We start from the raw sequence: 26,992 nt of genomic DNA on the forward strand, positions 1-26,992 counted from the left end.
TTGGACGATGACGCCCGTAAGAGCTATAGCGCACACGATGAGTCCCGGCCAGGAAGCGGAATTCGCGCTCTCCTCGTTGAGTCGGCTCATGATGATGTCGGACCCCGAGATCAGCAGACCGACTACGCATATGAGTGCGCTCGCCAGCGTCGGTGTCTCTCGGAAAGGTCGCGCCATGCGCTGCGCTCCTGCTCTGTGGTTGTGGGGGTGGGCTGATGCCGACGCCTACCGGTAAGACAACCCGGGCTGAACGCCTCGCGCAACCGCTCGCGCGTGAGGTGGCCGAACAGGTCGCCACCGACCACGGCGTGTGCATCCGCCCCGTGTCCCTTCGACGCACCAACATCGCCACCGGTGCCGCCGAGGTGATCGACGTTCCGTGCGGGTCCACCCTGGAATCCCGGTGCCCTGCCTGCGCCAAGAGGAAGCGCAGCCTTCGCCGCTCCCAGTGTGAAGAGGGGTGGCACCTAGCCGCCGAACCCGTGGTGACCCCTGATCCGCCGTCCGAGGAACAACGCGGTTGGGTGGAACAGCGCGCGATGGTCACCGCCGAACGGGACCGCCTCGCCGCCACGGGATCAGCCTCGGCCGAGGAACTGTCCGCGCTGGATGCGGCGATCGCCGACCTGGACGAGGAGATCACCGCCTCCGGCCTACGCGGCTCCATCACTCGCTCCGGCGACTCCTCGGGCTCCTCGGGGTCGCGTCGGGTCCGCTCGACCAAACGCCGTCAGGACGTACCTGACCTGCCCAAGCGGCCCATGACGAGGAAGACGGTCGGGCGTGCCTTCACCGATCCTGCCTCGGGCAAGGTGTTTCGGCCCTCACTGTTCATCACCCTGACGTTGGACTCCTACGGTCGGGTGCGCTCGGACGGCACCCCCGTCGATCCCTCCACGTACGACTACCGCCGTGCTGCTCGGGACACCCTGCACTTCTCCAAGCTCGTGGATCGCTTCGTGCAGAACCTTCGCCGCGTGGCGGGGTTCGATGTCCAGTACTTCGCGGCCGTGGAACCCCAACGGCGTCTGGCCCCGCACCTGCACATGGCCACCCGGGGCACCATCCCCCGGGCGGAGCTGCGCCAGATCGCCGCCGCGACTTACCACCAGGTGTGGTGGCCCGCCGCTGACCGCGTCGTCTTCGAGGGTGACCACCTGCCCGTGTGGGACGAGGACAACCACACCTACCTCGACCCCACCACCGGGGAAGTGCTGCCCACCTGGGATGAGGCGCTGGACGCCCTAGACGAGGAACCAGACGCCGAACCCTTCCACGTGGTGCGGTTCGGTCGTCAGGTGGACGCCAAAGGGGTCGTGGCCGGGTCCGAGGACGCGTCACGGTGTGTGCGCTACCTGGCCAAGTACCTGACCAAGGACATCGCCGACTGCCACACCGTCGAAACGATCTCGCAGGAACAGCACGTGGACCGGCTCCTCAACGCTCTGCGCTTCGAGCCGTGCTCGCCCCGGTGCTCCAACTGGCTGCGCTACGGCATCCAACCCGACCAGCCCAAAGCAGGGCTACGCCCCGGATTCTGCCGGTCCAAGGCCCACCGCCGCGAACACCTGGGCTACGCGGGCCGCCGCGTCCTGGTCTCACGCAAGTGGTCGGGCAAGACCCTGGCCGATCACAAGGCGGACCGGCTCGCCTGGGTCCTGGAAACCCTCGGAGTCGATCCGACCAACGAGGGCCAGGCGGACGAGGACAACCCGCGTCCCCCGGCGCTGGCCTCGGTCGCCTCGGGCTCCTTCGAGTGGGAACTGGCCCGACCCACCGACCCCGACGTGGCCCCTCGGGAGCAACGCCTCCTCCGCGCGGTGGGCGAAGCGCTCAAACGCCGCGCCCAACTCGACGCCGCTCGCACTCTCGAACTCTCGGCAACTCCTGAGCAGGAAGCAGCGTGATCATGACCGAACTCCTCCTGACCGTCGAAGAGGCCGCCGAGCGCCTGCGTGTGAGCCGCTGGATGGTCTACAACCTCATCCGCTCCCGCACGCTGCGCACGGTCAAGATCGGGCGTCGCCGCCTGGTCCCCGTCGCCGCGCTCCCCGAGTGCCTGGAAGCCCTGGAGGACGCCGCGTGAGCGCCTCCGAGGGCAAGGGCAGCCGCAGGGGCCGCCGACGTGCCGCGAACGGGGAGGGAAGCGTCTGGCTGCGCAAGGACGACCGCTGGGCCTTCGCCGGATACGTGCTGACCACCGACGGCACGCACAAGCGCGTCCAGGGCTATGGCCGCGACCAGGCGGACGCGCGGGCCAAGCTGAACAGGCTCCTGGCCGACTCCGACCGAGGCATTCCGGTCGCCTCGGAGAACTGGACGGTGGCCGAGTACCTGGACTACTGGCTCGAACACGTCGTGCGCGCCGAGCGCCGTCCCAAGACCGTGCAGGGGTACGAGGGGGTCGTTCGCCGCTACCTCGTCCCCCACCTGGGGAAGAAGCGGCTGGCCAAGCTGACGGCCCGGGACGTGCGCACCTTCGTCACGAATGTTCGGCAACTGTGCCAGTGCTGCCGCAACGGCACGGACGCCGCCCGGGAACGGCCCCGGTGCTGCGCGCTCCCCCGGCCGGAATGCTGTGGGCACCGGCTGTCGGCGCGCATGGTGCAGTCCATTCACGCCGTCCTGCGCAACGCCCTCCAGACGGCCGTGCGTGAGGAGGTGATCCCGCGCAACGTGGCGTCCCTGGTCAAGGTCTCGCCGCCGCGCTACGCGGTGAACCGGGGCCTGGACGTGGCCCAGTCCCGGCGGCTGCTCAAGGCGTCGGAGCACGACCGGTTCCACGCCCTCTACGTCCTGGCGCTGTGCCTGGGGCTGCGGCGGGGCGAACTGCTCAGGCTGCGCTGGTGTGACGTCGACCTGGAGGCGGGTCGCCTGGAGGTGGTCCACACGCTGCAACGGGTTGGCGGGAAGCTGTCCCTGGTGCCGCCCAAAACGGAGGGCTCGGCGCGGACCGTGCCGCTCCCCGGGTTCTGCGTGGACGCGCTCAAGGGCCACCGCCGGCGCCAGTTCGCGGAGCGCTCGGACGCCTTCCCCGACTGGGAGGAACACGGGCTGGTCTTCCCCTCCCGCAGGGGCACGCCCCTGGAGCCGGACAACCTGCGCCGGTCCTGGGAACCGCTGCGCCGGGCGGCGGGCCTGGAGGGGATGCGCTTCCACGACGTGCGGCACACGTGCGTGACGCTGCTGCTGAACCTGGAGGTGCCGCCGCAGGTGGTCCGGGAGATCGTGGGCCACAGCGACATCGGGGTCACGATGACGATCTACGCGCACGCCTCGCTCGCCGACAAGCGGCGGGCACTGGGGAAGCTCGGGGACGCGCTCGGATGACCCGGTTGCTGTCACGCAGCTGTCAAAAACGCCCGGAGCCTGTCGGCTTCCGGGCGTCGGTACTGCTCAAACTGGGTGGCTAGGGGCGGGGTCGAACCGCCGACCTTCCGCTTTTCAGGCGGACGCTCGTACCAACTGAGCTACCTAGCCGCACTCGCCGATCGCTCGGCGACGGCGGTCCTGACGGGATTTGAACCCGCGGCCTCCACCTTGACAGGGTGGCGAGCACTCCTAACTGCTCCACAGGACCTTGTTCTGTTGTCGCGCCCGGTACGTGCCCTGGCGCGTTGTCGCGGTTCTTATTCTGCCAGACGTCCGGCAGTGCTCGAACCGCGTCGTACCCCCAACGGGATTCGAACCCGCGCTACCGCCTTGAAAGGGCGGCGTCCTAGGCCGCTAGACGATGGGGGCCCGTGTGACAGGTCAAGCATAGGGGAGATTCCCACCAACACCAAAGCGATTCCCCCACCCGGGCCAGACGTCCGCCACCTGCGGGAACGCCGATCCGGGCCCGGGTGCTACGGCGTGCGGCCGTCCCCGTCGCCCTCCGTCGCCGGTACCTGCGGGGGGTCCCCGACCGGGCGGTCCGGTTCTCCCTCGATGTGCCGTTCGACCTGGGCCGACGTGAGGCCGATGCCGCCCAGGTCGATGTCGTCGCGCGCCTGGAGGCGCCCGCTCTCGGCGTCGAAGTACAGCACCGAAGCCTGGTAGGGGGTCGGCCGGTCCGGACCGTGATCAAGGCCACGCAGCCCCGCGCCCCCGGTGGAGCCCTGGACGAGGAACCTCGTGCCGAGGTCGGTCAGCTCGGTGGATCTCAGGTGGTCGCCGCCGGTCAGCACGAGGGGCGCCACCCCGTCGAACGCCTCGGCCTGCGTGCGCGTGTGCATGAGGACCACGTCCACGTCCTCGCGGGAGCCGATGACCTCGCCGGCCTCCTCCTCGCCCTGCGCGGCCACCCCGGCGGCGTCGGGGTTGAGACGGGTCGCGTCGGGGGAGAAACGGGGGTCCCCCGAGCCGTAGAAGGTGAGCCCGCCCACCTCCTCGACGGCGCCGTCGAGGACCACGCTGTTCGACTGGGCCTCCACCGCGCGCTGGGTGCCCATGGAGTCGTGCTGTCCGCGCACCCACACGTACGGCACGTCGAGCTTGCCGATCTCGTCGGCGAACACGTCCTCGGTGGCGCTGCCCCGGTCGGTGATGTCCCCGGAGTCGACCACCATGTCCACCCCGTACTGCTCCTGGAGGGTGCGGATGATGCTCCACGACGCGGGGTTGAGCTGGATGTCGGACACGTGCAACACCCGGATCACCGTCTCGTCCTCCTCGTACACGGGGAGGGTCGAGGTGGCCTCGTAGAGCATCGCGACGTTGCCGACCAGGCCCGCGAGCTGCTCCTGGTACTGACTGAAGCGGCCGACCACCTCCTCGGCGCTGCCGACCACCTGCGGGGCCCCCGCGATGAGGCCGGTGTAGCGGGGCTCGGCGATGGCGCTGGGGTTGAAGGTGCCCGCGGCGGCGGCGCCCGAGGCCACGAGGACGGCGAGGGACGCGGCAGCGCTGCCCGCGGCACGCCCGGCGCTCCTGAAGAGCAGGAGGCCCATCAGGGCCGCGCCCAGGGTCGCCGCGAGGACCGCGCGGACCAGCAGCGCGACCACGCCGTCGCGCAGGTCCGATCCGATGCCCGCGGCCATCCGGTTGATGGCCTCCGGGTCGGCGAACATCTCCTGGGCCGCCGACAGCCGGATGTCGGAGATCGTCGCCTCCAGCTTCAGGGGCGCGCTGTGCGTGTCGAAGGCCAGCTGGCCCAGCGGGGCAACGTCGACGACGGTCTCGCCGCGCCACTGGGGGGTCAGACCCAGGGTGACGTCGGCAGGGCCGATGGGGGTGACCACCTGTCCGCCCAGCGCAAGGCCGAGCCACCCCCCGACGAGCCCGGCGGCGACGACGCACCCCCACCGCCACGCGCGTCCGGCGCGCACCCGGTCGAGGGCGGCGCGGAGCCGCGCGAGGGCCCCACGGAAGTCGTGACCGCGGATCGCTTCCCAAGACAACACACCACCATCATGCCGCTGACGGGGGTCGATCCCAATATTTCCTCCCTTTCCAGAGTGTTATGCCGCTCGGGGGCCGCTTCCCTCCCCCACCGGCAGGCAGCACAATGGCAGGCGTGGTGGAACTGACACGCAGGGCCTTCGAGGAGCTGGTCGCCGACGCCCTGGACGAGATCCCGGCCGAGTTGTCCCGGCTGATGGACAACGTGGTGATCAGCGTGGAGGACGAGTCCCCCGACGGCCTGCTCGGCCTGTACGAGGGCATCCCGCTGACCGAGCGCGGCGACACCTACTTCGGCGTGCTCCCGGACCAGATCTTCATCTACCGTCGCAACATCTGCGCGATCTGCGAGACCCCCGAGCAGGTGGTGGAAGAAGTCCTGGTCACAGTGGTGCACGAGATCGCCCACCACTTCGGGATCGACGACGCCAGGCTGACCGAACTGGGGTGGGGCTGAGCGGGGCCGCCGGAATCCGAAACTCCGGCCGCTTTTTTCGGTACGGGGTCCCATTTTCGGTGCTCTGCGTACACATCCGGGAACGACTCGCCCGCGTCCGACACGCCGGGCCGCCACGGGGATCGCCTGTGTACATATTGTCACCAGCAAAAACGTTCCGTACACGACTTGGCCGGGAGATTGCCGAATCCACCCGTCGTTCATTACCCGCAGCAACGAATCAGACACGAATTTGCCCAAGTGGCTTGCGAGGAAGCCCGCCTTCCGGAACGGTTGGTTATTGAGACACGACACAGCGTGATTTCAACCCTGTAACAGTAAGGGAGTGCCGGGTGGCCAATCCGCGCCTCGACAACACACCTGACAACGGAGACCACGAGTCTTCGAGCGCCCCCGACAACGCGACCCCCGCCGGCCCGGGCAAGGACGACTGGCGGAGCAGCTACCGCGACGTCATGGCGATCGGCGAGTTCCGCGCCGTCTGGCTCGCCCACGCACTCTCGATGATCGGCAGCAACCTGCTGAACATCGCGACCAGCATCCTCGTCTTCCAGGTGACGGGCTCCGCGCTCGCCGCCGGCGTCACCCTGGCCCTCACCTTCCTGCCGCCGATCATCAGCCCCCTGATCGCGGGGCTCGCCGACCTCTTCCCGAGGCGCAGGGTGATGGTCATCTGCGACCTCGCCCGCGCCGCGGTCATCGTCCTCATCGGCATCCCCGGCATGCCGATCTGGGCGATCTGGCTCCTGCTGTTCTGCTCGGTGCTGCCGTCGATCCCCTTCGCGGCGGCACGCGCGGCCATGATGGCGGAGATCATCCAGGGCGAGCGCTACGTCGCGAGCACCGCGATCATCCAGCTGACCTCGCAGATCGGCATGCTCGCCGGGCTCGTCGCCGGCGGTGTGATCGTGGCGCACGTCGGGCCCAACATCACCGTGATGTCGACCGGGATCCTCTTCGTCCTGTCCGCGACGGTCGTGCTGATCGGAGTGAAGGCCCGCCCGGCGCCCCGGGGCGAGAAGGAGGAGCGGCCCGGGTTCGCGGCCATGACACGCGACGGGGCCAAGCTCGTCTTCGGCGACCCTCGGCTGCGCACACTGGCGCTGCTCGCGTGGCTCGCCGGCCTCTACATGATCCCCTACGGGCTGGCCAACCCCATGGCCGCCGAGATCGGGGCGGGGGCCGCCGCCGCGGGGTTCATCATGGCGGGCTCGTCGATCGGCGCGTTCCTCGGCGGGTTCGTCCTCACCCGCCTGGTCCCGCCGCCGACCCGGATGCGCCTGCTCGGCCCCCTGGCCGTCCTCACGTCGGTACCGCTGCTGCTCTGGCTGTTCGACCCGCCGCTGTGGCTGATGGTGACCGCTCTGGCCCTGTGCGGCGTCGCGGGGTCCTACCAGTTCGTGGCCAACGCGGCGTTCGTGCTGTGCGTGCCCAAGGAGGGCCGGGGACTGGCCTTCGGGCTGGTCGCGTCCGGGCTCCAGGCCGCGCAGGGCGTCGGCATCCTGATCGCCGGGTTCTTCGCCGAGTTCTTCGGCACCGGCGTCGTCATCGTCTCGGCCGGTGTGCTCGGGGTGGGCTTCGCCGTGCTCCTGGCGATCCCCTGGTCACGGCTCTCGGGGGAGACCATCGCGCGGATGGACGCCACCGAGCGGCCCTAGGGCGTCCTCCGGCGTGTGCCGCCCGTCCCTCTCGGCGGGGCGGGCGTCGGCCGGATGCGCCCTAGCGCTCGCCGCAGCTCTCCACGGAGGGTTCGCGGGCCTCCTCGGCCTCGCGTTCCTCCCGTGGGGTGCGGAGCTCACGTCGTTCCCAGCCCGGGTGTGCCCTGAGGGTCCACATCAGTTCTCGCTCGGCTTTCCTTGGAAGTTGCGGATGATCTGCTCCAGCATGGAGCGCTGCTCGTTCGCGGCCGGCATGACCAGCCAGGCCAGGATGTACACGAAGACACCGCTGAACCCGAAGAAGGTCAGTACCACGAGGACCAGCCGGACGAGGTTGGAGTCGACCTTGAGGAACTCGGCGATACCGCCGCAGACGCCGGCGAGGTAACGGTCGGTCCCGCTGCGCCGGAACCGCTTGCTCTGGTAGTTCTCGTTCATGTATCCACCATGCCCGCTCCCCACGACGATTCCCATCGGGGACAGCCCTGGCCCTCCCCTGACATCCCCCCGACCCCCCTGGAGGGGCGGCCGGGGGCGTCCGGACACCCCCGTGAAGGGTTCGACGGGACGGAGTCCCACGGCGTTCCTGAGGCGTGGGGCACATTCGGCCCGAACGGGGCCGGGCCGACCCGTACGGCGGCCCCCGAGGGCGGCGCGGCCGCCCCGGGGTGAGACCGGGCGTTCCCCGGAGGTCAGTCCCTACCGGTGGGCAGCTCCTCGGCGGTTCCCTCCGCCCGGCCGGACGTGCCGGGATCCCCGGCGCTCGTGTCCCCGCCGTCCCCGGCCGCGGCGTCCGGCCGGGGCCCGACGGACTCCGCGGGGTCGTGACCGGGAAGGCTGGTGCCCAGGGGCTTCTCCGAGATGAACCAGGAGAGCACGAAGCCGGCCAGGGCCACGGGCACCGCGTAGAGGAAGATCGGCGGCAGCGCCCCCGCGAAGGCGTCGACGATGAACTCGCGCTGCGGCGCCGGAAGGCCCCGGAGCAGCTGGGGGGTCATGGAGCTGATCCCGGCCTCCCCTCCCGCGAACTCCACGCCGCCACCGGGCGCGCCCTCCATCCGCCGGTCGAGGCGGGACACGAAGACCGAGCCGAACACGGCGATGCCGAAGGACGCGCCGATCTGGCGGAAGTAGTTGTTCGCCGACGTCGCGGCCCCCAGGTCGCGGCGGGGGGCGGTGTTCTGGACGATCAGCACGAGGTTCTGCATCACCATGCCCACGCCCAACCCCAGGACCAGCATCGCCGTCCCGTTGAAGGCGTAGGGGGTGTCGGCGGTCATGCGGGACAGCAGGACCAGGCCCACCGTGATCAGGGCTGTGCCGATGACCGGCCAGTGCTTGTAGCGGCCTGTCCTGGAGATGAGTCGTCCGGTGGTGATGGTGCTCGTGAGCATCCCGGCCACCATCGGGAGCATGAGCAGGCCGGACTCGGTGGCCGACGCCCCGCCGACCATCTGGAGGAACGTGGGCATGTAGGCGACCGTCGAGAACATGGCGATGCCGACGGTGATCCCCACCAGTGCCGTCAGGACGAAGTCCCGGTCCCGGAAGAGGCGCAGCGGGATGACGGGGTCGGCCGCGCGCCGTTCCACGAGGACGAACAGCAGGCCCGCGACGAGGGCGCCCGCGCCCAGGCCGATGATCTGCGGGCTGAGCCAGGCGTAGGCGTGCCCGGCCCAGCTCGTCGCCAGCACCAGGCAGACGCTCGTGGCCGCGAGCAGTGCCGTGCCCGCGTAATCCAGGCGGGGCCGGGGACCGGTCGGCCGGGGCAGGTGGACCACCGCCAGCGCCGTGACCAGCGCCACCGCCCCGAGCGGCAGGTTGATGTAGAAGATCCAGCGCCAGTCGAGCTGGTCGGTGAAGAACCCGCCGAGCAGCGGTCCCGCGATGGCTGAGACGCCGAACACCGCGCCCATGACCCCCATGTACTTGCCGCGCTCGCGGGGCGGGACCACGTCGGCGATGATCGCCTGGGCGCTGATGATCAGCCCGCCCCCGCCGATGCCCTGCACGGCGCGGAAGACGATGAGCTGGGTCATGTTCTGGGCCAGGCCGGACAGGACGGACCCCAGCAGGAACACCGCGATCGCGAAGACGTACACGTGGCGGCGGCCGAAGACGTCCCCGGCCTTGCCGTAGACGGGCATGCCGACCGTGGCCGCGAGCATGTAGGCGGTGACGACCCAGGAGAGGTGTTCCAGGCCGTCGAGCTCTCCGACGATCGTGGGCAGGGCGGTGGCGACGATGGTCTGGTCGAGCGAGCCCAGCAGCATCGTCAGGATGATCGTCAGGAGGATCCAGCGCAGCCGGGTGGGTCCGGGGGTGGCCATAGAGGGTTCCGTTCGCCTTCGGGAGACCTGGGAGGGACGGCTCGCCCCGGAGCTCAGTCCTCGCGCGACGGGGGCGCGAAGGCCTCTCCGAGGTGGCGGAGCGCCTCGCGGATCTTGGCGCGGACGTCCGCGGACTCCTCGCTCTCCGAGTAGTGGAGGCGCTTCATGGTGTGGCGCATCACCGCCATGCCGGCCGCCGCGAGGAGCTGCGGCCGGTCGTCGTCGGGGCCGGCGCCGGTGCGCTCGGCGATGGCCCCGGCCAGCTCCACCTCCACGTTGTGGAAGCGGGCGAGCAGCCCGCGCACGAGCTGCGGTTCGCGTTCGGTGAGCTTCTTGCGCAGGAGCATGTCCGCGCGCTGGGTGGCGAGGTCCTCGGTGCTGACCAGGAACGTGATCAGGACGGTGATGAGGTCCTCGACGAAGTCCCCCGTGGGACCGCCGTCGACGAACGCCTGCCGCACCTGCTCGTCGGGGGTCGCGGGGACGTCGCCGAGGAGGGCCTCCTCCTTGGTGGCGAAGTAGTTGAAGAAGGTGCGCGTCGAGACGTCGGCCTCCAGGGCGATCTCCTCGACCGTCACGTTCTCCAGCCCGCGTTCCAGGGTGAGGCGTATCCCCGCCTCCTGGAGTGCGCGGCGGGTCGCCTGCTTCTTCCGTTCCCGAAGTCCCATGGTGGTCCTCCCCGTACACGGCCAATTCTTGCGGACCGTGCAATATTTCTCAACGAGTGTGCTCCGTGGCGGCGCGGACGCCGCCCGCGACGGGGAGCGCGCGACCCCGCCGGAGCGGGGCCGCGCCCGTGGCCTGCCGACCGCCCTACCGGCCCACGAAGCGTTCGGGCCGGACGTAGACAATGACACGTTTCTCGGAGGGGTCGTCCCAGGGGTACGGGGTGCCCATGTACTTCTGGGACATCTCGTTGATGAAGGCCTTGTCCGTGTCCTCCTCGATCCGCTCCACCTCGCCGCGGACCTCCACGTACATGTAGGGGTCGTCGGGGTCGGTGGCCGACACCGCGATCCGCCCGTCGCGCCGGAGGTTGTGCAGCTTCTGCCGGGTGGTGGTCTGGCTGAACCTCAGGAACTCGCCGTCCCAGTCGATCCACACCGGGCTCGACTGGGGCTGCCCCTCGGGGCCGAGTGTGGCCACGTGCCCGAACGCGGGCTTGCGCAGAACCGCCTGCTGCTTCTCAGAGAACGCCATGCCGCTCCTTGGTCGTCGATCCTCGGCCGGTCTTCCGACTGTCCGAGTACACCAACAGTGCCCGTCCCGCGCGCGGCGACGCGCCCATCCGGTGCCCGGCAGGCCCGGACGGGCCAAGACCCTGTTTCCCGCCCCTTCGAACACGCTCCCGGTCGTCCGGGACTCATCGGTGATGACCGACAAGTCCGCCTGTTCGGATTCGACTACGCTGATGGAGGCATCACGCCTGAACCAAGGAGACAACATGGCTCGCTCTTACGAACCAGGACCGAAGCAGTTCATTTTCGGTGTTGGCGACGGTAACGACCACTACGTTTCCGTGGGAGACCCCCAAGAGGCCTACGTGGCATTCTCCGAGTTCTTCCGTGGTCGAGATTCCGACACTTACACCATCGAAGACGAACCGGCGGTCCAAAGGCTGCTTCTCATGCCCGACAGAGGCATGATCGCCCGGATCGAAGGTGCGGACGCGCCTCAGATCGAATACCTCAAGGTCGACAGGGGCAATCGCTACCTGCCGAGCGCCATGCTGTTCTTCGAGAACGGACATTCCGGCCTCGACCACTTCGGACAGTGGTTCCCGGACCTCGCCGACCTCGACGCGTCACCGGAGACCCGTGGTGCCACCCGCGCCGCCATGATCACAACCGAAGCCGCTGCAATCGAAGAAGTTGCCCGCATCTGGGCGGATTCGGGCATCGTGGACCCGAGCAACCGTTACTACGTCTTCTTCGATTCACATGGTGTCGACGATGATCGAGCCGAGCGAGCCGAACTGCTCAAGCTGATCGAATTTCTCGGCCTCGAGCGAGTCGACGCCCCGGCCGAGGCGGCCGACGGCGAAGTCTGGGTGCGCACTGAAACACGCCTCGACGCCGAATTCGAACGGTGGTCGTGAACAGGTGTTTCGGGAGTGCGCTGCGGCCTTTCCGTGACGCTCGCCGTGGGCCCGGGACAGGCCGCAGGCCGGATCATTCGATGATCTCCGCGCGTTCGTCGGACATGAGTTCACGCAATACCCGGAAACGGTTCAGCAGGCCGTGATGGCACAGAAGACTCAGAGCGTTTTCGAGAAGAGTCAGGAAACAGGGCCTTGTCTCATCCACGCCTGCTGGCGGGGCGGGGGAGCGCCGCTCGGTCCGGCTGCTTCGCGTAGGCGCTTGTTGTATCCGCTCTGTTGGGGCAGGCAGGGGAAGCGCTCCGCGAGGTGGGTGCGGGCGTAGCGCGGCCATCGGGTTTCGTCGGTGTGTCCGGGCATGGCCTGCATGAGCGCGAGGGTGACCAGGCCGGCGTCGGACAGGCGGGGGCGGAATCCGATGGCGGGACGCCGGGGGCCAGGTCCGGGCGGTGTTTCAGGAGCCGTTGGGGGGTGTCGTAGAGTGCTTGGACGAGGGAGTTCAGGTCTTGCGTCACAACTCGACCATGGGCTCCCTCACCTCGTGCTCAGACCACACACCCCTTGGAATTACTCATCTAGGCTCTGGCCATGGACCGAGGAACCGGCACCCCCGAGACCCCCGCCCGGCCCGATGCTCCGGGCCGGACGAACGACTACGACGGCTTCGCCGAGGCGTACGCGGCGGAGAACGAGAACAACATCCAGAACGCCTACTACGAGCGGCCGGCGATGCTGGCCCTCGCCGGGGACGTGGCCGGCCGCCGGATCCTGGACGCCGGCTGCGGCGCGGGTCCCCTGTCGGCCGCCCTTCGCGAACGCGGCGCCGTCGTCACCGGCGTCGACGCCAGCGCCGGGATGCTGGCGCTGGCCAGGCGGCGGCTCGGGGACGGCGTGGACCTGCGCGTGGCGGACCTGGGCGACCCCCTGCCGTTCGACGACGGCGCGTTCGACGACGTGGTCGCGTCGCTGGTGCTGCACTACCTGGAGGACTGGGGGCCGACGCTGGCCGAGATGCGGCGCGTGCTCAGGCCGGGCGGCCGGCTGATCGCCTCGGTGCAGCACCCGTTCGTGGACTACGCGATCCAGGACCCCCGACCCGACTATTCCGCGACCACCAGCTATTCCGACGAGTTCTCGTTCAGCGGGCGGACCGTCACGCTGAAGTTCTGGCGCCGACCGCTGCACGCGATGACCGACGCCTTCACCGCCGCCGGCTTCCGCCTCTCCGTCATCAGCGAGCCGCAGCCCGACCCGGCCGCCCGTGAGCTGTTCCCCGACGACTTCCACGCCCTGTCCACGCAGATCGGCTTCCTGTTCTTCGTCGTCGAGGCGCCGCCGTCGCCCGCCGACCCCGCCGATCGGTCTGCGGACGTCCTCGGGTGAGACCCCGCGCGCACAGGGGCCGCCCGCACGCGGCGGGAGGGTCACCGGCCCGAGCGGGCGGAGAGCCGCGGCGAGAGCATGCGTCCGACCGCGCGCAGCAGGGCCCGGAACTCGGCCCCGTTCGGGCGCACACCCAAACCGGCGTACATCAGCGCGTTCCCGTACTCGGCCATGAGAACGATCCGGCCGTCCCGGACGTCGAACCGCGTCACATAGGTGTTGCGGTAGGGCCGTCCCGTGCGCGCCACGACCATGTCTCCGACGCCGTGGAAGAAGAGCTCGCCGCCGTCGGGCGAGACGATCCACCTGTGGTCGCGCCAGCGCAGCGGGGAGAACTTGTCGAAAAGCGCGCCCGTGTACGCGAGGACCTCGTTCCTGCCCTTGACGTCGGCGACGCAGATGCCCCGCTTGCGGCCCGCGACGATGTCGGCGACGCCCTGGGGGGTCGTGGCGCCCCGGGCGTGCATGAACAGCTGCCGTGCGTCGTCGGCCAGGGTCCGGGCCACGGCGTCGATGTCCTTGGCCTCGACGGCGCGGATGAACTCCTGGGCCGCGTCGAGCCCGGTGTGGGTGGCGGAAGTCGTTCTCTGGTCGTCCATGAGGTTTCCGATCTTTGTGCGGGTGTGTGCGGGGGTCCGGTTCAGGCGTCCCAGGACAGCAGGGGCTCACCGAACGACGTGGGGATTCCGAAGGAGGCGAAGCGGGGCGTCCACCACCGCGTGAACTCGGATTCGTAGGCCAGGAGCCGTTCGGAGAAGGCGGCCAGGTCGACGCCTTCGTCGAACTCGAGGTAGACGATGAACTCCGCGCCGCCGTCCTCCCTCGGCTGGAGCCACATCCGCTCCCGGTGGTAGCCGACCTCTCGGGCCCGGGTGTCCAGGCCGGGCAGGTGGTCCCTGTTCAGGTCGGAGAGGAGGTCTCGGAACTCCTGGACGCGACTCCGGGGGATCGTGAAGGTCCACGCTGTACTGGTCATGCCCTCTCCTCGGCCCCGGGCGGTCCGCCGCATGCGGGGGGCGGTCCTGGTGATCCCGGTTCGTTTTCGATGATCCGGGAGGACGGGCGGGGCAGGAAGGCCGAGCCGAGGGTGGTATCGGCAGGACCAGGCTCGCCCGCCGACACGGGGCGGGGACAATAGGGGGCATGCCGAGCAGCGATCGAACCGAGTTCGGGGCGTACCTGAGGCGCCGCAGGGCCGCGATGAGCCCCGCGGACCCGCGGGGCGGCGTGCGGACCTCCCGCCGACGGGTTCCGGGGCTCCGCCGTCAGGAGGTCTCCGACCTGGCGGGGATCTCGGTGGAGTACTACACACGCCTGGAGCAGGGCAGGGCGCCCCGCCCCTCGCGCGAGATCCTCGCCTCCCTGGCACAGGCGTTCGGTCTCTCGGACGCCGAACGCGCCCACCTCTTCCGGCTGGGCGGTGAGGCCCCGCCCGAGCCGGCCTCCCCCGCCTCGGTCATCCGCCCCGGGCTGCTGCGCCTGCTGCGGGGCCTGGACGAGACGATGCCGGTCACCGTGCACGACGGGCGCCTGGACCTGCTGGCCCGCAACAAGGCCGCGCAGGAGCTGCTCGGGACCTCGTTCGGCGACGGCCCGTTCGAGCGCAACATCGCCTACCAGGCCTTCACGACCGACACCCTGGCGCGCCTGCTCGGAGGCGAGGGTTCGGAGCGCTTCCTGCGGGCCGCGGCCGCCGAGCTCCGGATCGCGCTGAGCCGGTACCCCGACGACGCCTACCTGCGGTCCCTGCTCGCCGAGCTCACCGCGACCAGCCAGAGCTTCCGCGACCACTGGGAGGAGGGCGAGGTCGGCGCTTCGAGGTCGGCGGTCAAGCGGATGCACCACCCGACCCAGGGGTGGGCCCGCTTCGACATCGAAGTGCTGCACGACCCCGAGCGGGACCACTGGATCATGCTCTACACGCCGCAGGAGGACGAGTAGCCGTCCGTACCGGACGGCGGACCCGGCCACGGGGTGGAGCCGGAGGGTGGAGCGGGCACGCCCGCGAGGTGACGGCACGGCGGAGGCACAGGAGCGGGCTCCGGCGGGCGGCGGCCCCGGGAACGGGAAAAACCCAGGACCGAGACCTTGAGATGGCCTCTGACCTGGGTTTTCTTGGGTAGGCCCCCAGGGGCTCGAACCCTGAACCCACGGATTAAAAGTCCGTTGCTCTGCCAATTGAGCTAGAGGCCCTCGGCGACTCCCGGGCATGCTGCCGCCCGTCGCCAGAGGCAACTCTACCCCAGCAGCAGGCCCTTCGTGCTGCCGATGGAACCCCGCGCGCAACGCGCCTGATCACCGTGCCGACACGCGGGGCCCGCCGCCGCGGACAGGCCCGGCAGCCGCCCGCCGGGCTCCCCCGGACGCGAGCCCAGAGCCTGGGAGACCCGGCCCCGGAGCCCGGGGGGACCGCGGACGGCCCTCACGCGCCCGGGGGCTCGGCGCACGGCTCGGCCGGCACGGCGCCCATCTCGGCACCGCGCCACCGGCGGCTCCGCGCGGCGGATCTCGCGCTCGGCACCGGCAGCTGATAGATTCGTACATGCGTTCTAATCGTGGTTGGGGAAGACCACGACGGACACGCGGGGGCGTCACCGGTCTCTCGGCGGGAGAGCGGTGACGCCCCTTCTTCTGCCTCAGGACCGCGACGCCTGCGCGGGTGCGGCCCCGGCCCGGTCCCGCGCCGGCGCGGCCCGCCGCGCTCGGACGTCGGCCCACGTGCGGAGCACGGCCGAGGCGACGCCGGCCGCCGCGGCGACGGCGAGGGAGAGGGCGACGTCGGGCGCCCACGCGAGAGCCCCGTCGACCCCCGTCACCGCGAGGAGGACGGCCCCGGCTCCGACGGGGAGCAGCCCCGGGACGACCCGGAACGCGGTGGCCGTCCTGGTGGGCGGAGCGGCCGGGGCACGCGGTCGGCGCAGTGCCGCACACGCCCCGGCGGCCGTCGCCGTCAGCCACACGGCCAGACCGGTGGCGGCTGCGACGGCGAGCAGGTAGGCGGTGCGGGACGGGCCGCCTTCCGGCTCCGGGGCGCCCGCGAGCATGGCGGAGGCCCCGAACAGGACGTCCGTGCTCGCCGCGTCGTGCAGGAGCCCGTGGGAGTTCTGCTGCATGACGAGGGCGAGGCCGCGCTCGGGGAGCAGGAGCAGCACGGCCGAGTAGCCGGGTGCGGCCCCGCTGTGCCACACGGCCCCGTCCAGCGGGGCGTCGAGTCCGCCGACGCGCCACCCCAGGCCGTAGCCCGTCCCCGCCCCGTCGTCCGTGGCCTGCTCGCGGCTCATCTCCCCGAAGGAGTCCGCCGACAGGACGTCCCCTCCGCCCCGGAGGTAGAGGGAGGCGAGCGCCGCGAGGTCGTCGAGGTCGCCGCCGAGGTAGCCGTACGCCGCCCCGTGGGGGTCGAGTCCGGCCGCGACCGGCGCGGTGGCGCCCCAGAGCGGGAGGTGCCCCGGGGCCAGGGCGCGGTCGCGGGCCGAGGCGGGGTCGGTGATCGCACCGTCCGCACCCGCCGGTTCGAGCACGGCGTCGCGGACGTGGTCGGAGAAGGGGACGCCGGTGACGGACTCGACCACGGCGGCGAGGACCAGGTAGTTGGCGCTGGTGTAGGCGTACTCGCCGCCGGGGGGCGCGAGGGGCCGGATCCGGTCCAGCGCCGGGAGGCGGTCGGCGGGCCGCGGGCAGTCCCCCCGGCAGTCGGAGACCGCGAAGGCCGACGAGGGCGGCAGGCCCGAGGTCTGGGCGAGCAGGTGGCGGACGGTGGTCTGCGGGGCGTGCGCCCCTCCGAACCGGAATTCCGGCAGGTGGTCGGCGACCGGGTCGTCCAGTCCGAGTGCGCCGTCCTCGGCCAGCGCGAGGACGGCGGTCGCGGTGACCGGCTTGGCCACGGACCCCCACAGGAACGGCGTCCCGGCCGTGACGGGGGCCCCGTCGCCGTCGGTTCCCCACGCCGCCCGGTGGAGGGGCCCGTCGGGTCCGACCACCGCGTAGGACAGCCCGGGTGTGCCGGTCGCCTCCATGCGCCTCTGCACGTAGTCGTCGATCGCGGCGTAGGGGTCGGCGGGATCCCGTGCGGCGGCCGCGGCGGGGGCGCCGACCGGGGCGAGGAGCAGTGCCGCGCAGAGGGCGGCGGCCCATCGCGGGGCGGGGCGGGCGGGACGGCGGTTCATGGGGGTCTCCACGGGTGCCTTGATAACCGTATGGGCGTACGACAATAACCGTATATACATACGGTTAACAAGGCCGGCCGGGTGTCGGCCCTGTCAGGCCCCGGAGGCCGGGAGGCGCGCCCGAGGACGAGCGCCCGCGCCGAAGGGCCGGACCGGCCGCCGCCGGACCGATTCCTTTTCCGGCGGACCGCCGTCACACGGTCGGACACGACGGAGCAGCACCCGGATCGGAGCAGGACACATGGGCTCGAACAGCAAGAACGGAACCGCGGCGGACTCCGCGGTCGTCTCGGCGGACGGGACGCGGATCGCCTTCGAGCGCCTCGGCGAGGGGAGACCGGTGGTCCTGGTCTCCTCGGCCCTGGCCGACCGCGGAGACACCCGCGGGCTCGCCCGCCTGCTCGCCCAGCGGTTCACCGTGGTCAACTACGACCGGCGCGGCCGGGGCGCGAGCGGCAACGCGAAGGCCTACGCCGTGGAGCGCGAGATCGAGGACATCGCGGCGCTGATCGCGCACGTCGGCGGCTCGGCGTCGGTGTTCGGCAGCTCGTCCGGGGCGGTTCTCGCGCTCCGGGCCGCCGTCGCCGGGGCGGGCGTCGACCGGCTCGCCCTCTACGAGCCGCCGTTCTCGGTGGAACCGGGCGGCTTCGGCCCACCGCCGGGCTTCCCGTCGCGCATCGACGCCCTGCTCTCCGAGGGACGGCGCCCGGACGCGGTGCGGGAGTTCATGACCGGGGCGCAGGGCATGCCCGGGTTCGTGGTGGGGCTGATGCGGCTGATGCCCAAGCAGTGGGCGACCCTGACGGCGATGGCGCACACCCTGCCCTACGACATCGCGGTCATGGGCGACACCCAGCGGGGGGAGCCGCTGGACGCGGACGCGTGGTCGACCGACGCGCGGACACTGGTGCTGACGGGCGGCAGGAGCCCGGCCGGGTTCCACAGGGCCGCGGAGGAGCTGGCGGGGGTGCTCGACGCCGCCGAGCACCGCGTGCTGCCGGGTCTGAACCACGGCTCGGTGATGACGGCGCCGAAGCGGCTCGCGCCCGTGCTGGCGGAGTTCTTCGGCGGCCGATGACCCGCCGGGGGCCGGGCCGGGGCCCGTCCCCGGGAGCGGAGGGAGGCGGTCCGGGTTCAGGCGCGGCCCGGGACCGTGTCGCCCTCCGCCTCCCCCGCCGATCCGGGCGCCTGCGGCAGCAGCGCCCGGATCGCGGCGGCGAGCCGCGTCCCGTCCGGCGTCTCGCCGGGTGAGACCAGGCTCTGCGCCATCACGCCGGGCACCAGCGTCAGCATGAGCGAGCCGACCGTGTCCTCCTGCTCGTCCGTCACCTGTTCCACCGGCACGCCGAGCACGACGGCGGCCAGCCCCCGGCGTGCGAGCCGGTGGGCCCCGGCGAGCTGGTCGCGGAGTTCGGGCATGCGGTCGAGCTGGGCCAGCACCTCGAAGTTCGCGGCCACCATCGTGCGGACGTCGCCCAGGGAGCGCACGAGCCGGTTCATCGTCTCCTCGAACCTGTCGACCGGCGCGGAACCGCCGTCGGCGGCGGAGAGCACCGCGAGCACGCGGTCCGACCACTCCCCCACGACGGCGATCATCGCGGTGGTCAGCAGGACCTCCTTGGACCCGTAGTGGTAGCCGATCGACGCCAGGTTCGCCCCCGAGGCGGCCACGATGTCGCGCGAGGTCGTGCGGGCGTAGCCCTTCGTGTACAGGCACTGCTTGGCGCCTTCCAGCAACTGCTCCTTGTGTCCCATGCACCCACTCTAACCTCTTTATATACAAGCGTATTGTACAAACGTCATATACATACGTATGATCGCTCCATGATCGAGATCCGCGAACTCCCTCCCTCCGACGAGGAGCGGGCGGCCGCCGTCATCGCCGAGGCGATGGACTCCGACCCCGTTATGGCCTGGATGATCCCCGACGCCGAGGAGCGCCGCGCACTCCTCCCCGCCCTGATGCGCGAGTTCGTCGCCACCGCGCTCGCGACCGACCGTGTGCTGGTCGACGGGACCGGGAGCGCCCTCGCCCTCTGGTCCCACCGCTCGGGCCCCGCCCGATCCCCGGGCGAGGAGAGCCTCCGGGCGCTCCCCGCGGCGTACGCGCCCCACGTGCCGCGGATCGCCCTGCTCGGGCGGACCATGGAGGACCGGCACCCGACCGTCCCCCACCTGTACCTCTCGACGATCTGCGTGCTGCCACGCGCCCGGGGCCGGGGACTGGGCTCTGCCCTGTTGGGCCACCGCCTCGACGGCGCCGGCCTCCCCGCCTACCTGGAGGCCAGCACCGAGCGGAGCACGGCCCTCTACGCCCGGCACGGGTTCACCCCGCTGGGCGACCCGGTCACCCTTCCCGACGGACCCACCGTCCACCCGATGTGGCGCGAGCCCAACCCATGAGGAGAAGACCCGTGCAGGCGTACACCCATGTGACCGTGATCGACTCCACCGGCGGCCCGTCCGCCCCGGACCGCACCGTCCTCGTCGAGGACGGCGTCATCACCGCGGTCGGACGCACCGCGGAGGTCCCCGTACCGGAGACCGCGTCGGTGGTCGACCTCACCGGGAAGTACCTCATCCCGGGCCTGGCGGACATGCACGTCCACAGCGACATCGAGGACGAGCGGATCATCCCCGCGCTCTACCTCGCGAACGGCGTCACCACCGTGCGCGAGATGTGGGGCGGCCCCCGGGTCCACGACTGGCGGCGGCGCATCGGGGCCGGAACGATGTCGGGCCCCCGCTGGGTCGTCGGCGGCAACCTGGTGGACGGCTCCCCCTCCCTCTGGGAGGACATCCCGGGCCCCGCGGCGCCCACCGTCGTCAAGGGCGCCCAGGACGCCCGCCGCGCCGTCGGCGAGACCCGCGACGCCGGGGCGGACTTCGTGAAGGTCTACTCCCGGCTGGACCGCGAGTCCTACCTCGCCCTGATGGAGGAGGCCCGGCGCCAGGACATCCCCGTCGTCGGCCACCGCTCGGACCTGGTGCCCTTCGTGGAACAGGTCGAACTGGGCCAGCGCTCCTTCGAGCACGTCCACGGCCTGTGGCCCGCACTCTCCCGGGACGCGGCGGAGATGGAGGCGTCGATGGCGCGGATCTCCCTCGAACCCGACACCTACTACTCCAGCTGGTTCCGGCAGATCAACGAGGTGGAGTGGGAGTCCGTCAACTCCTACGACTCCGCGGCGGCGGCCTCGGTGTTCGGACGGCTGGCCGCCAACGACGTGGCCCTGTGCCCCACGCTGGTGATGCACGAGAAGGTGGACCTGCCGGAGCGGGCCGGACTGGAGGACCCCCGCCTGCGGTACCTGCCGCCGTACATGCGCGAGATGTGGAAGTACGTGCTGGAACAGGTCTACACACGTGGACGCAGCGCCGCCGAGGGGGCCCTGCGCCGCGACCTGTTCGAGCGGCGCCGGGAGACCGTCGTCGCGATGGACGCGGCCGGGGTGCGCCTGCTCGCGGGCACCGACCCGCTCACCCCGGGCGTCCTCCCCGGGTTCGGCCTGCACGACGAGCTGGAACTGCTGGTGCGGTCAGGGCTGAGCCCCGCGCGGGTCCTCCGGATCGCGACCCTGGAGACGGCCCGCTTCCTGGGCCGCGAACAGTGGTCGGGCACGGTCCGGGAGGGCAGGGCCGCCGACCTCGTGGTGCTGGACGCCGACCCCCTGGCCGACATCCGCAACACCACGCGCATCCACGCCGTCGTGGTCGCGGGCAGGTTCATCGGCCCCGGGGAGCGGCAGGCGCTGCTCGACACCGCCGAGCGCGCGGCGGCGGACCAGGTCGCCTGACCCGCCGGACCCCGCGGACCGGGTTCCCGGGCGTACCGGGGACCCGGTACGCCCGGGACCTCGCGCGGCCCCGGGCTCCCGTGCCCCCTCTGCGCGGAGCACCGCCCCGCGGGCCCCGCCGCCCCCTGCCGGAGGGGCCCCGCGACGCCCGAAGCGGGATTCCCCGGTCTCGTTTCGAGGACAACCGGTGATCCCACATTTCCTCCCGCGGGCCGGAACACGCTCTGAACTGGCCTTTTCCGAAGACCATGGGAAACGGCAATAGCAGAGCCCTTTTACCTGACATCCGGGCACACCCGAAGCCACTGATTTCGGCTCGTGCCGTCCGACCTGCGAATCTACGGGAAACCTTGCCCGGAGCCCCCTGCGGAGCCTTCCCCGGCAGAGATAATACGCCTGTGAGACGCGACACGAATCCCTTCCATAAAGCCCCAGGTAGGACCCTCCGAAGCACGTGGATTACCCGCCCGGAACGACGACGCCGCGATGACTATGGGGCTTCTGTGCACTAAAGTCTTCCTACCATGGCGTATTCAGCGAGAAGTCCGTCGTCGGTGGTCTCGACCCGACCGGCCCGCCAGGGCGACCCCGGCCTGGCCGAGGCCCTGTCGGCGCACCTTGGCATCGAACTCACCCCCCGCGAGTTCACGCTGCCCGACGGCACGAGGATCGGCGTCGACTGCGCCGACGGGGGCCGCCCGAGCCTCCTGGTGCAGTTCACCCCGCTCCAGGGCCCGGTCAAGTCGACCCAGCGCAACAAGGTCATCGCCGACGCCTTCAAGCTCGTGTGGCTGCGCGACCACCACTTCCCGGACGCGCACGTCCTCCTGGTCATCGGCGAACCGCTCGCCCGGCTGTTCGGGCGGGGGGCCTGGCTCCCCACCGCGTTCGCCTCCTACCGGATCACCGTCGCCCTGGTCGACGAGCATCACAGGATCCGCACACTCGATATCAGTACGTGATGAACACTTCATAACGTGTTAATCGATTAACCCTAACGTTCCACGCGTCAAACCCCGCGGGCCGCCGCATTCCATGCTCCCACCCGCTCTCCAACGAACGTCTCCGGTCCCTGGTTCGCCGTGTCCGGAGGCAGTCATCCCCGGAGGGTGTTCATGGATGTCCCGCCCGTCGCGCATGCGCGCCGCGCGTGCGCGCCCGCGCGCCGCCGCACGCCACATGCGCGCGCGACCCTTTCCCGCGCCGGCGACGCGCCGCCGGCGCACGCGTCCCCGATTCCCGCCGGGCGCCCGGGTCCCCTTTTCCCCGCTTTCCCCACGTGCCGCACAGCCGTTCCCGCTCCTCCGCAGCCCTTTTCGGGCACCCCCGACCGGCGCTCCTCCCTTTGCCCCGGAAACACCCATTCACCGGAGCGCCACCGTGTGCGATCATCCGATCACGCATATCGAGGAGCAGGGATGACACCGCCGCCCACCGACCCGTCCGCGCACGGCGCCGCCTCGCGAGCGCCCGCAGCGGTTCCGCGCCTCCGGCTCCCCTCGGGGACCGGGCCCCTCCCCCGGCTCCCCCTCGGGGAGCGGACGCCGCGGCACGAGGACGCGGCGTGACCGGCGACAGGATCGAGGTGCGCGGGCTCACCAAGGCCTACGAGGGCGCCGACCCGCTCCGGCCGGCACTCCACGACGTCGACCTGGAGATCCCCCGGGGCCGCTTCGTCAGCCTCATCGGCCCCAGCGGGTGCGGGAAGTCCACCCTGCTGCGCGTGGTGGCCGGGCTGGAGCGGCACGACACCGGGACCGTCTCCGTGTTCGGGTCGACCCCGGAGCGCATGGCCGCCGCCAAGGCCGTCGGCCTCGTCCCCCAGTCCCCGGCCCTGCTCCCCTGGCAGAACGTGCGGCGCAACGTGTCCCTGCCCTCCCGCGTCAACCGCCGGGCCGGCCGGGGCAGCGAGGACCCCGACCTGCTGCTCCGCATGGTGGGCCTGGAGGACGCCGCCCGCAAGTACCCCCACGAGCTCTCCGGCGGCATGAGGCAGCGCGTCGCCATCGCCCGCGCCTTCGGCATCCGCCCCGACCTGCTGCTGATGGACGAGCCCTTCTCCGCGCTGGACGAGTTCACCCGTGAGGCGCTCCAGCTCCAGCTCCTCGGGCTGTGGGAGCGCATGTCCACGACGGTCCTGTTCGTCACCCACTCGGTCCGCGAGGCGGTCACCCTCTCCGACACGGTCGTGGTGATGTCCGCCCGTCCGGGACGCGTGCACGAGGTGCTGGACGTCGACCTGCCGCGCCCCCGCGACCGGGGCGTCGTGACCGGGCCCCGCCTGCACGTCCTGGAGGACAGGGTGCGCGCCTCCCTCCAGACCGCCTGGGAGGCCGGAGCCGCCCCCGACGACCTCGTCCCCCTGTGAGCACCGCCCCGAGAGGAGGAACGGCCATGGCCACCCAGACCCCCGCCCGTCCCCGTCCCGACCGCGAGGAGGGCCCGCGAGGGGCGGCCCCGCGCGTACGCCGCCGCCTGTTCGGCATCGGGCTGTGGATGCCCGCCACCGTGGCCGTGCTGCTCTGCGCCCTCGCCTGGACGGCGGTCGCCGAGGACCAGCCCTACCTGCTCCCCCCGCTCCGGGAGGTGGGCACGGTCCTGGTGGAGGACCCCGGCCTGTTCCTCGGCAACGCGTGGTCCACGCTCCGGATCGCCCTCCTCGGCGTGTCCTTCGGAGCGGGGACGGCGTTCGTCCTGTCCCTCGTCATGTCCGAGGTGCCGGTGGTGCGGCGCGCGATCATGCCGCTGGCCGTCGTGCTGAACGTGACCCCCGTCGTCGCGCTCGCCCCCGCCCTGGTGGTCGCGTTCGGGTTCGGCATGGCGCCCAAGGTGATCGTCACCGCGATCATCACCTTCTTCCCGGTGCTCATCAACATGACGACCGGGCTGCGGTCGGTGCCCGTGCCCGTCCTGCACGTGTTCTCGACCCTGCACGCCTCCCGCCTGGAGGTGCTGCTCCGGCTGCGCGTCCCCAGCAGCCTCCCCTACGCCCTCGCAGCGCTGCGGGTGGTGTTCCCCCTTTCCATCGTGGGCGCCGTGGTCGCGGAGTTCGTCGCCGCCGGGTCCTCCAGCGGACTCGGCACGATGATCCGCACCTCGGCCGCGACCGCCCGCCTGGAGTACGTCTACGCGGCCATCGCCTGTCTGGCCGCCATGGGCGTGCTGATGCTCGCACTCATCACCGTCCTCGAACGACGACTGCTGTTCTGGCACGAGTCGCAGCAGTGACGCACACACCCGAAGGAGCCCTCGTGGCACTCCCCCCCGCCTCCCTCCCCCGGCCCCGGATCCGGCGCGTACGCCCCGTGGCCGCCGCGGCCCTCACCTCGGCCCTCCTCCTCACCACCGCCTGCGCGGGCGAGGAGGCGACCGAGGAGCCGGCGGACGTGGCCACCGTGATCGACGAGGAGCGGTGCGAGACCAACCGCGCCGCGGGACCCGTCACCTACATCACCGGATACCAGTACCAGGCCTCCGTGAGCATCCTGGAGGCCGTCGCCGCCGACGCCCTCGGCTTCTTCGACGCCGTCTGCCTCGACGTCGAGATCCAGCCCGGCACCGGCGACACGATCGGCAACTCCCAGCTGGTCTCGGCCGGTACGGCGCACTTCACGTCGCTGGGCAACGAGGCCGAGGTCCTCCAGGCCAACGACGCCGGCCACGACGTCATCGGCATCTCCACGTACGGGCACGTCCCCATCGCCACCCTGCTGACGGGGACCGGCATCGAGGAGCTCGGCGACCTGGAGGGCACCACCCTGGGGCACAAGGGCATGCTGCCCGCCCCGCTGGAGGCCATGCTCGTCGCCGACGGCGTCGACATGGACGCCATCGAGATCGTGGAGGTCGGCTACGACCCCAGCGTCCTGCCCCGCGACCAGGTGCAGGCCCTCACCGGGTTCCGGTCCAACGAGCCGTTCCTCCTCGCCGACATGGACGAGGAGTACAACGAGTGGCTCCCCGAGGACTACGGGGTCGTCGGCTCGTTCGGCGTGATGGCCACGCACCCCGAGTGGGCCCAGGAGAACCCGACCGTGGTCGAGGACTACCTGCGCGCGATCGCCCAGGCGTTCTCGTACTGCCAGGAGAACGGCGAGGAGTGCGTCGGGTACGCCGCCGACCTGGCCGAGTCCGGGTACGACGTCGACCACAACCTGCGGGTGTGGAACGCCGAGCACGAGCTGGTCACCTCGTCCACGCCCGACGACGCCCCTCCCGGGTACATCGACCTGAACCTGACCGAGGCCGAGGGGGAGACCCTGGTGGACAACGGCCAGCTGGACGAGCTGCCCGACCTGGAGCCCCTGTTCGACCCGCGCTACCTGGAGGCCGTGCACGTCGCCACCGAGGTCTCCTGGCCCGCCGAGTAGCGCGCACGGGCAGGACCCGCCGCACGCGGTGAGCCGCCGGCGCCGCCCTCCCCCGGGCGGGCGGCGCCGGCCGCGCGGACGGCACACGCAGAACCCGAAGCGGCGGCGCGACGACGCGCCGCCAGAGAACTAGGAGCCCACAGGATGGCAGCACCAGGCGGCGCCCCGACCGCCGACACCGAGTACGGGATCTTCCTGCCCATCGGTAACGGAGGCTGGATCGTGTCGGAGACGGCACCGCATCCGCAGGCCACGTACGAGTACAACAAGAAGGCCGCGATCCTCGCCGAGGCCCACGGGCTCGACTTCGTCATGTCCATGGGCAAGTGGCGCGGGTACGACGGGGCCACCGACCACTGGGGGCGCACCCTGGAGTCCATGACGATGATGTCGGGGCTCGCCGAGGCGACCGAGCGCGTCAAGGTGTGGGCGACCGTCCACACGAACCTGTTCCACCCGGCCCTGGCCGCGAAGATGTACACCACCCTCCAGCAGGTGAGCGGGGGGCGGGCCGGGATGAACATCGTCGTGGGGTCCTACGCCGACGAGTTCGCGCAGATGGGCCTGTGGCGGGACGACCTCGGCCACGCCGACCGGTACCGGTACACGGAGGAGTGGGCCACCGTCCTCAGACGCCTGTGGACGGAGGACTCCGTCACCCACGACGGCGAGTTCTTCCAGCTCGACGACTGCCGCTCCAGGCCGCACCCCGACCCCGCGCCCACGCTCATCAGCGCGGGGCGCTCCGACACGGGGCTCGACTTCCAGGCCCGGCACTGCGACGGCTCGTTCCTGACCGCGCAGGACCTGCCCGGCCTGCGCGAGGCCAGCCTCGACGTGAAGGCGCGGGCCGACAAGCGGGGCCGGAGCATCCGGACCTACTCGATGCTCACCGTCATCATGGACGAGACCGACGCCGCGGCCGAGGAGCGCCGGCTGAGGTACGGCCGGGGCGCGGACGTGGACGCGATCGTCAACATGAAGCTCTCCTGGGGCCTGCCCCTGGACAGGGCCCTGTCGCTGACCTCCGAGCGCCCGGAGGACGAGGCGTTCCAGACCCCGTTCGTGACCGGGTCGCCGGAGACGGTGGCCGGCCGGATCCGCGAGATGGTCGAGTACGCCGAACTGGACGGCCTCATGCTCATCTTCCCGGACTACCACGCCGACCTGGCCGCGTTCGGGGAGCAGGTCATGCCCCGGCTCCGTCAAGGCTGAGCGGCGCCGGGCCCCGCGCCGGTCCGCGGGGACACGCGGGGACACGCGGCGCCCCGGGAGGGGCGCCGTCCCGGCTCCCCGGCCGGTCGCGGCCGGCGGGCACCGGGGTTGGGGCGCTCCGCCGCCGGGTAGTCACCAG

General features: G+C 71.4%; 25 protein-coding genes and 4 tRNA genes. 16 read left to right on the plus strand and 13 right to left on the minus strand.

The genetic code is table 11. The features are described 5' to 3' along the window. Window positions 1-215: 215 nt before the first annotated feature. The 3 genes from ABZ234_RS01905 to ABZ234_RS01915 are packed head-to-tail and all read left to right on the plus strand — an operon-like array spanning window position 216 to window position 3,330. A complete protein-coding gene (locus ABZ234_RS01905) occupies window positions 216-1,907 on the plus strand; it encodes a replication initiator (protein ID WP_355010627.1) in 1,692 nt (563 codons plus the stop codon). A 2-nt stretch (window positions 1,908-1,909) separates the two neighbouring features. After that, window positions 1,910-2,086 (plus strand): helix-turn-helix domain-containing protein, encoded by a 177-nt coding sequence (locus ABZ234_RS01910; RefSeq protein ID WP_083926642.1) that lies wholly within the window; start codon window positions 1,910-1,912, stop codon window positions 2,084-2,086. After that, window positions 2,083-3,330: a site-specific integrase gene (locus tag ABZ234_RS01915; protein ID WP_355010628.1), complete on the plus strand. Its 1,248-nt coding sequence runs from the start codon at window positions 2,083-2,085 to the stop codon at window positions 3,328-3,330. Before ABZ234_RS01910 ends, ABZ234_RS01915 begins: the two co-directional genes overlap by 4 nt. Window positions 3,331-3,406: 76 nt before the next feature. Here ABZ234_RS01915 and ABZ234_RS01920 read toward each other — a convergent pair. From ABZ234_RS01920 to ABZ234_RS01935, 4 genes are all read right to left on the minus strand, one after another. After that, window positions 3,407-3,480, minus strand: a tRNA-Phe gene (locus ABZ234_RS01920). A 25-nt stretch (window positions 3,481-3,505) separates the two neighbouring features. Next, window positions 3,506-3,580: transfer RNA gene (locus ABZ234_RS01925), tRNA-Asp, on the minus strand. 88 nt (window positions 3,581-3,668) lie between these two features. Further along, a tRNA-Glu gene (locus tag ABZ234_RS01930) sits at window positions 3,669-3,741 on the minus strand. A gap of 107 nt (window positions 3,742-3,848) precedes the next feature. Further along, complete coding sequence (locus tag ABZ234_RS01935) at window positions 3,849-5,381, minus strand: metallophosphoesterase (RefSeq protein WP_355010751.1); 1,533 nt, start codon at window positions 5,379-5,381, stop codon at window positions 3,849-3,851. Window positions 5,382-5,488: 107 nt separating this feature from the next. Between ABZ234_RS01935 and ABZ234_RS01940 the strand changes: the two genes are divergently transcribed. Both ABZ234_RS01940 and ABZ234_RS01945 read left to right on the plus strand, forming a co-directional pair. Continuing rightward, window positions 5,489-5,839 (plus strand): metallopeptidase family protein, encoded by a 351-nt coding sequence (locus tag ABZ234_RS01940; protein ID WP_355010629.1) that lies wholly within the window; start codon window positions 5,489-5,491, stop codon window positions 5,837-5,839. A gap of 332 nt (window positions 5,840-6,171) precedes the next feature. After that, complete coding sequence (locus ABZ234_RS01945) at window positions 6,172-7,497, plus strand: MFS transporter (RefSeq protein WP_344176786.1); 1,326 nt, start codon at window positions 6,172-6,174, stop codon at window positions 7,495-7,497. Between the two features lie 177 nt (window positions 7,498-7,674). On the opposite strand, the gene ABZ234_RS01950 is transcribed toward ABZ234_RS01945, so the two are convergent. The 4 genes from ABZ234_RS01950 to ABZ234_RS01965 all read right to left on the minus strand — a co-directional run bounded on the left by ABZ234_RS01950 (window position 7,675) and on the right by ABZ234_RS01965 (window position 11,027). Further along, window positions 7,675-7,935 (minus strand): PspC domain-containing protein, encoded by a 261-nt coding sequence (locus ABZ234_RS01950; RefSeq protein WP_267947006.1) that lies wholly within the window; start codon window positions 7,933-7,935, stop codon window positions 7,675-7,677. Window positions 7,936-8,189: 254 nt separating this feature from the next. Further along, window positions 8,190-9,827 (minus strand): MDR family MFS transporter, encoded by a 1,638-nt coding sequence (locus ABZ234_RS01955; protein WP_355010630.1) that lies wholly within the window; start codon window positions 9,825-9,827, stop codon window positions 8,190-8,192. 53 nt (window positions 9,828-9,880) lie between these two features. Next, window positions 9,881-10,495, minus strand: a complete 615-nt coding sequence (locus tag ABZ234_RS01960) for a TetR/AcrR family transcriptional regulator (RefSeq protein ID WP_355010631.1) — start codon at window positions 10,493-10,495, stop codon at window positions 9,881-9,883. A 145-nt stretch (window positions 10,496-10,640) separates the two neighbouring features. Continuing rightward, the gene (locus tag ABZ234_RS01965) at window positions 10,641-11,027 is read right to left on the minus strand and encodes a PPOX class F420-dependent oxidoreductase (protein ID WP_355010632.1); all 387 of its coding nucleotides are present in this window, start codon (window positions 11,025-11,027) and stop codon (window positions 10,641-10,643) included. Between the two features lie 172 nt (window positions 11,028-11,199). Between ABZ234_RS01965 and ABZ234_RS01970 the strand changes: the two genes are divergently transcribed. Together ABZ234_RS01970 and ABZ234_RS01975 are read left to right on the plus strand one after the other, a co-directional pair. Next, window positions 11,200-11,925 (plus strand): hypothetical protein, encoded by a 726-nt coding sequence (locus ABZ234_RS01970; RefSeq protein WP_355010633.1) that lies wholly within the window; start codon window positions 11,200-11,202, stop codon window positions 11,923-11,925. A 588-nt stretch (window positions 11,926-12,513) separates the two neighbouring features. After that, window positions 12,514-13,308 carry a methyltransferase domain-containing protein gene (locus ABZ234_RS01975; RefSeq protein ID WP_355010634.1) on the plus strand — a complete coding sequence of 265 codons (795 nt, stop codon included), beginning with the start codon at window positions 12,514-12,516 and terminating at the stop codon, window positions 13,306-13,308. 41 nt (window positions 13,309-13,349) lie between these two features. On the opposite strand, the gene ABZ234_RS01980 is transcribed toward ABZ234_RS01975, so the two are convergent. Beyond that, entirely contained in the window at window positions 13,350-13,907 is a 558-nt protein-coding gene (locus ABZ234_RS01980; protein WP_355010635.1) for a nuclear transport factor 2 family protein, read from the minus strand. Window positions 13,908-13,948: 41 nt separating this feature from the next. Continuing rightward, window positions 13,949-14,284: a hypothetical protein gene (locus ABZ234_RS01985; RefSeq protein WP_355010636.1), complete on the minus strand. Its 336-nt coding sequence runs from the start codon at window positions 14,282-14,284 to the stop codon at window positions 13,949-13,951. Between the two features lie 167 nt (window positions 14,285-14,451). Between ABZ234_RS01985 and ABZ234_RS01990 the strand changes: the two genes are divergently transcribed. Further along, window positions 14,452-15,249 (plus strand): helix-turn-helix transcriptional regulator, encoded by a 798-nt coding sequence (locus ABZ234_RS01990; RefSeq protein WP_355010637.1) that lies wholly within the window; start codon window positions 14,452-14,454, stop codon window positions 15,247-15,249. Window positions 15,250-15,428: 179 nt separating this feature from the next. On the opposite strand, the gene ABZ234_RS01995 is transcribed toward ABZ234_RS01990, so the two are convergent. Both ABZ234_RS01995 and ABZ234_RS02000 read right to left on the minus strand, forming a co-directional pair. Further along, window positions 15,429-15,501 (minus strand) — tRNA-Lys (locus ABZ234_RS01995). 443 nt (window positions 15,502-15,944) lie between these two features. Then, complete coding sequence (locus ABZ234_RS02000) at window positions 15,945-17,471, minus strand: serine hydrolase domain-containing protein (protein ID WP_355010638.1); 1,527 nt, start codon at window positions 17,469-17,471, stop codon at window positions 15,945-15,947. A gap of 241 nt (window positions 17,472-17,712) precedes the next feature. On the opposite strand from ABZ234_RS02000, the gene ABZ234_RS02005 reads away from it, so the two are divergent. After that, window positions 17,713-18,549, plus strand: coding sequence for an alpha/beta hydrolase (locus ABZ234_RS02005; protein ID WP_355010639.1), 837 nt, complete (start codon window positions 17,713-17,715; stop codon window positions 18,547-18,549). A gap of 56 nt (window positions 18,550-18,605) precedes the next feature. Here ABZ234_RS02005 and ABZ234_RS02010 read toward each other — a convergent pair whose 3' ends face one another. Next, window positions 18,606-19,226 carry a TetR family transcriptional regulator gene (locus ABZ234_RS02010; RefSeq protein ID WP_355010640.1) on the minus strand — a complete coding sequence of 207 codons (621 nt, stop codon included), beginning with the start codon at window positions 19,224-19,226 and terminating at the stop codon, window positions 18,606-18,608. Between the two features lie 69 nt (window positions 19,227-19,295). On the opposite strand from ABZ234_RS02010, the gene ABZ234_RS02015 reads away from it, so the two are divergent. The 7 genes from ABZ234_RS02015 to ABZ234_RS02045 all read left to right on the plus strand — a co-directional run bounded on the left by ABZ234_RS02015 (window position 19,296) and on the right by ABZ234_RS02045 (window position 26,853). Then, the gene (locus tag ABZ234_RS02015; RefSeq protein WP_355010641.1) at window positions 19,296-19,874 is read left to right on the plus strand and encodes a GNAT family N-acetyltransferase; all 579 of its coding nucleotides are present in this window, start codon (window positions 19,296-19,298) and stop codon (window positions 19,872-19,874) included. An 11-nt stretch (window positions 19,875-19,885) separates the two neighbouring features. Continuing rightward, window positions 19,886-21,268: an amidohydrolase family protein gene (locus tag ABZ234_RS02020; RefSeq protein WP_355010642.1), complete on the plus strand. Its 1,383-nt coding sequence runs from the start codon at window positions 19,886-19,888 to the stop codon at window positions 21,266-21,268. 554 nt (window positions 21,269-21,822) lie between these two features. Then, the gene (locus ABZ234_RS02025) at window positions 21,823-22,230 is read left to right on the plus strand and encodes a hypothetical protein (RefSeq protein ID WP_355010643.1); all 408 of its coding nucleotides are present in this window, start codon (window positions 21,823-21,825) and stop codon (window positions 22,228-22,230) included. Between the two features lie 602 nt (window positions 22,231-22,832). Further along, window positions 22,833-23,636, plus strand: a complete 804-nt coding sequence (locus ABZ234_RS02030; RefSeq protein ID WP_267947024.1) for an ABC transporter ATP-binding protein — start codon at window positions 22,833-22,835, stop codon at window positions 23,634-23,636. A gap of 26 nt (window positions 23,637-23,662) precedes the next feature. After that, window positions 23,663-24,496 carry an ABC transporter permease gene (locus ABZ234_RS02035; RefSeq protein WP_355010644.1) on the plus strand — a complete coding sequence of 278 codons (834 nt, stop codon included), beginning with the start codon at window positions 23,663-23,665 and terminating at the stop codon, window positions 24,494-24,496. 23 nt (window positions 24,497-24,519) lie between these two features. Continuing rightward, window positions 24,520-25,638, plus strand: coding sequence for an ABC transporter substrate-binding protein (locus tag ABZ234_RS02040; protein ID WP_267947026.1), 1,119 nt, complete (start codon window positions 24,520-24,522; stop codon window positions 25,636-25,638). Between the two features lie 144 nt (window positions 25,639-25,782). After that, entirely contained in the window at window positions 25,783-26,853 is a 1,071-nt protein-coding gene (locus ABZ234_RS02045; protein WP_267947027.1) for an LLM class flavin-dependent oxidoreductase, read from the plus strand. The last annotated feature ends 139 nt before the right edge of the window (window positions 26,854-26,992 follow it).

It is taken from the genome of Nocardiopsis sp. NPDC006198 (assembly GCF_040613895.1).
In the GTDB taxonomy this organism is placed as follows: Bacteria; Actinomycetota; Actinomycetes; order Streptosporangiales; family Streptosporangiaceae; genus Nocardiopsis; species Nocardiopsis tropica.

Excerpts from the sequence above, each read along its gene's own strand:
- ABZ234_RS02035 (WP_355010644.1), top strand. The coding sequence starts at position 23,663 with ATGGCCACCCAGACCCCCGCCCGTCCCCGTCCCGACCGCGAGGAGGGC.
- ABZ234_RS02000 (WP_355010638.1), bottom strand. The coding sequence starts at position 17,471 with ATGAACCGCCGTCCCGCCCGCCCCGCCCCGCGATGGGCCGCCGCCCTC.
- ABZ234_RS01965 (WP_355010632.1), bottom strand. The coding sequence starts at position 11,027 with ATGGCGTTCTCTGAGAAGCAGCAGGCGGTTCTGCGCAAGCCCGCGTTC.
- ABZ234_RS02045 (WP_267947027.1), top strand. The coding sequence starts at position 25,783 with ATGGCAGCACCAGGCGGCGCCCCGACCGCCGACACCGAGTACGGGATC.
- ABZ234_RS01905 (WP_355010627.1), top strand. The coding sequence starts at position 216 with ATGCCGACGCCTACCGGTAAGACAACCCGGGCTGAACGCCTCGCGCAA.
- ABZ234_RS01960 (WP_355010631.1), bottom strand. The coding sequence starts at position 10,495 with ATGGGACTTCGGGAACGGAAGAAGCAGGCGACCCGCCGCGCACTCCAG.
- ABZ234_RS01990 (WP_355010637.1), top strand. The coding sequence starts at position 14,452 with ATGCCGAGCAGCGATCGAACCGAGTTCGGGGCGTACCTGAGGCGCCGC.
- ABZ234_RS01910 (WP_083926642.1), top strand. The coding sequence starts at position 1,910 with ATGACCGAACTCCTCCTGACCGTCGAAGAGGCCGCCGAGCGCCTGCGT.
- ABZ234_RS01950 (WP_267947006.1), bottom strand. The coding sequence starts at position 7,935 with ATGAACGAGAACTACCAGAGCAAGCGGTTCCGGCGCAGCGGGACCGAC.
- ABZ234_RS01955 (WP_355010630.1), bottom strand. The coding sequence starts at position 9,827 with ATGGCCACCCCCGGACCCACCCGGCTGCGCTGGATCCTCCTGACGATC.
- ABZ234_RS02015 (WP_355010641.1), top strand. The coding sequence starts at position 19,296 with ATGATCGAGATCCGCGAACTCCCTCCCTCCGACGAGGAGCGGGCGGCC.
- ABZ234_RS01985 (WP_355010636.1), bottom strand. The coding sequence starts at position 14,284 with ATGACCAGTACAGCGTGGACCTTCACGATCCCCCGGAGTCGCGTCCAG.
- ABZ234_RS02005 (WP_355010639.1), top strand. The coding sequence starts at position 17,713 with ATGGGCTCGAACAGCAAGAACGGAACCGCGGCGGACTCCGCGGTCGTC.
- ABZ234_RS02010 (WP_355010640.1), bottom strand. The coding sequence starts at position 19,226 with ATGGGACACAAGGAGCAGTTGCTGGAAGGCGCCAAGCAGTGCCTGTAC.
- ABZ234_RS01940 (WP_355010629.1), top strand. The coding sequence starts at position 5,489 with ATGGCAGGCGTGGTGGAACTGACACGCAGGGCCTTCGAGGAGCTGGTC.
- ABZ234_RS01975 (WP_355010634.1), top strand. The coding sequence starts at position 12,514 with ATGGACCGAGGAACCGGCACCCCCGAGACCCCCGCCCGGCCCGATGCT.
- ABZ234_RS01980 (WP_355010635.1), bottom strand. The coding sequence starts at position 13,907 with ATGGACGACCAGAGAACGACTTCCGCCACCCACACCGGGCTCGACGCG.
- ABZ234_RS01970 (WP_355010633.1), top strand. The coding sequence starts at position 11,200 with ATGACCGACAAGTCCGCCTGTTCGGATTCGACTACGCTGATGGAGGCA.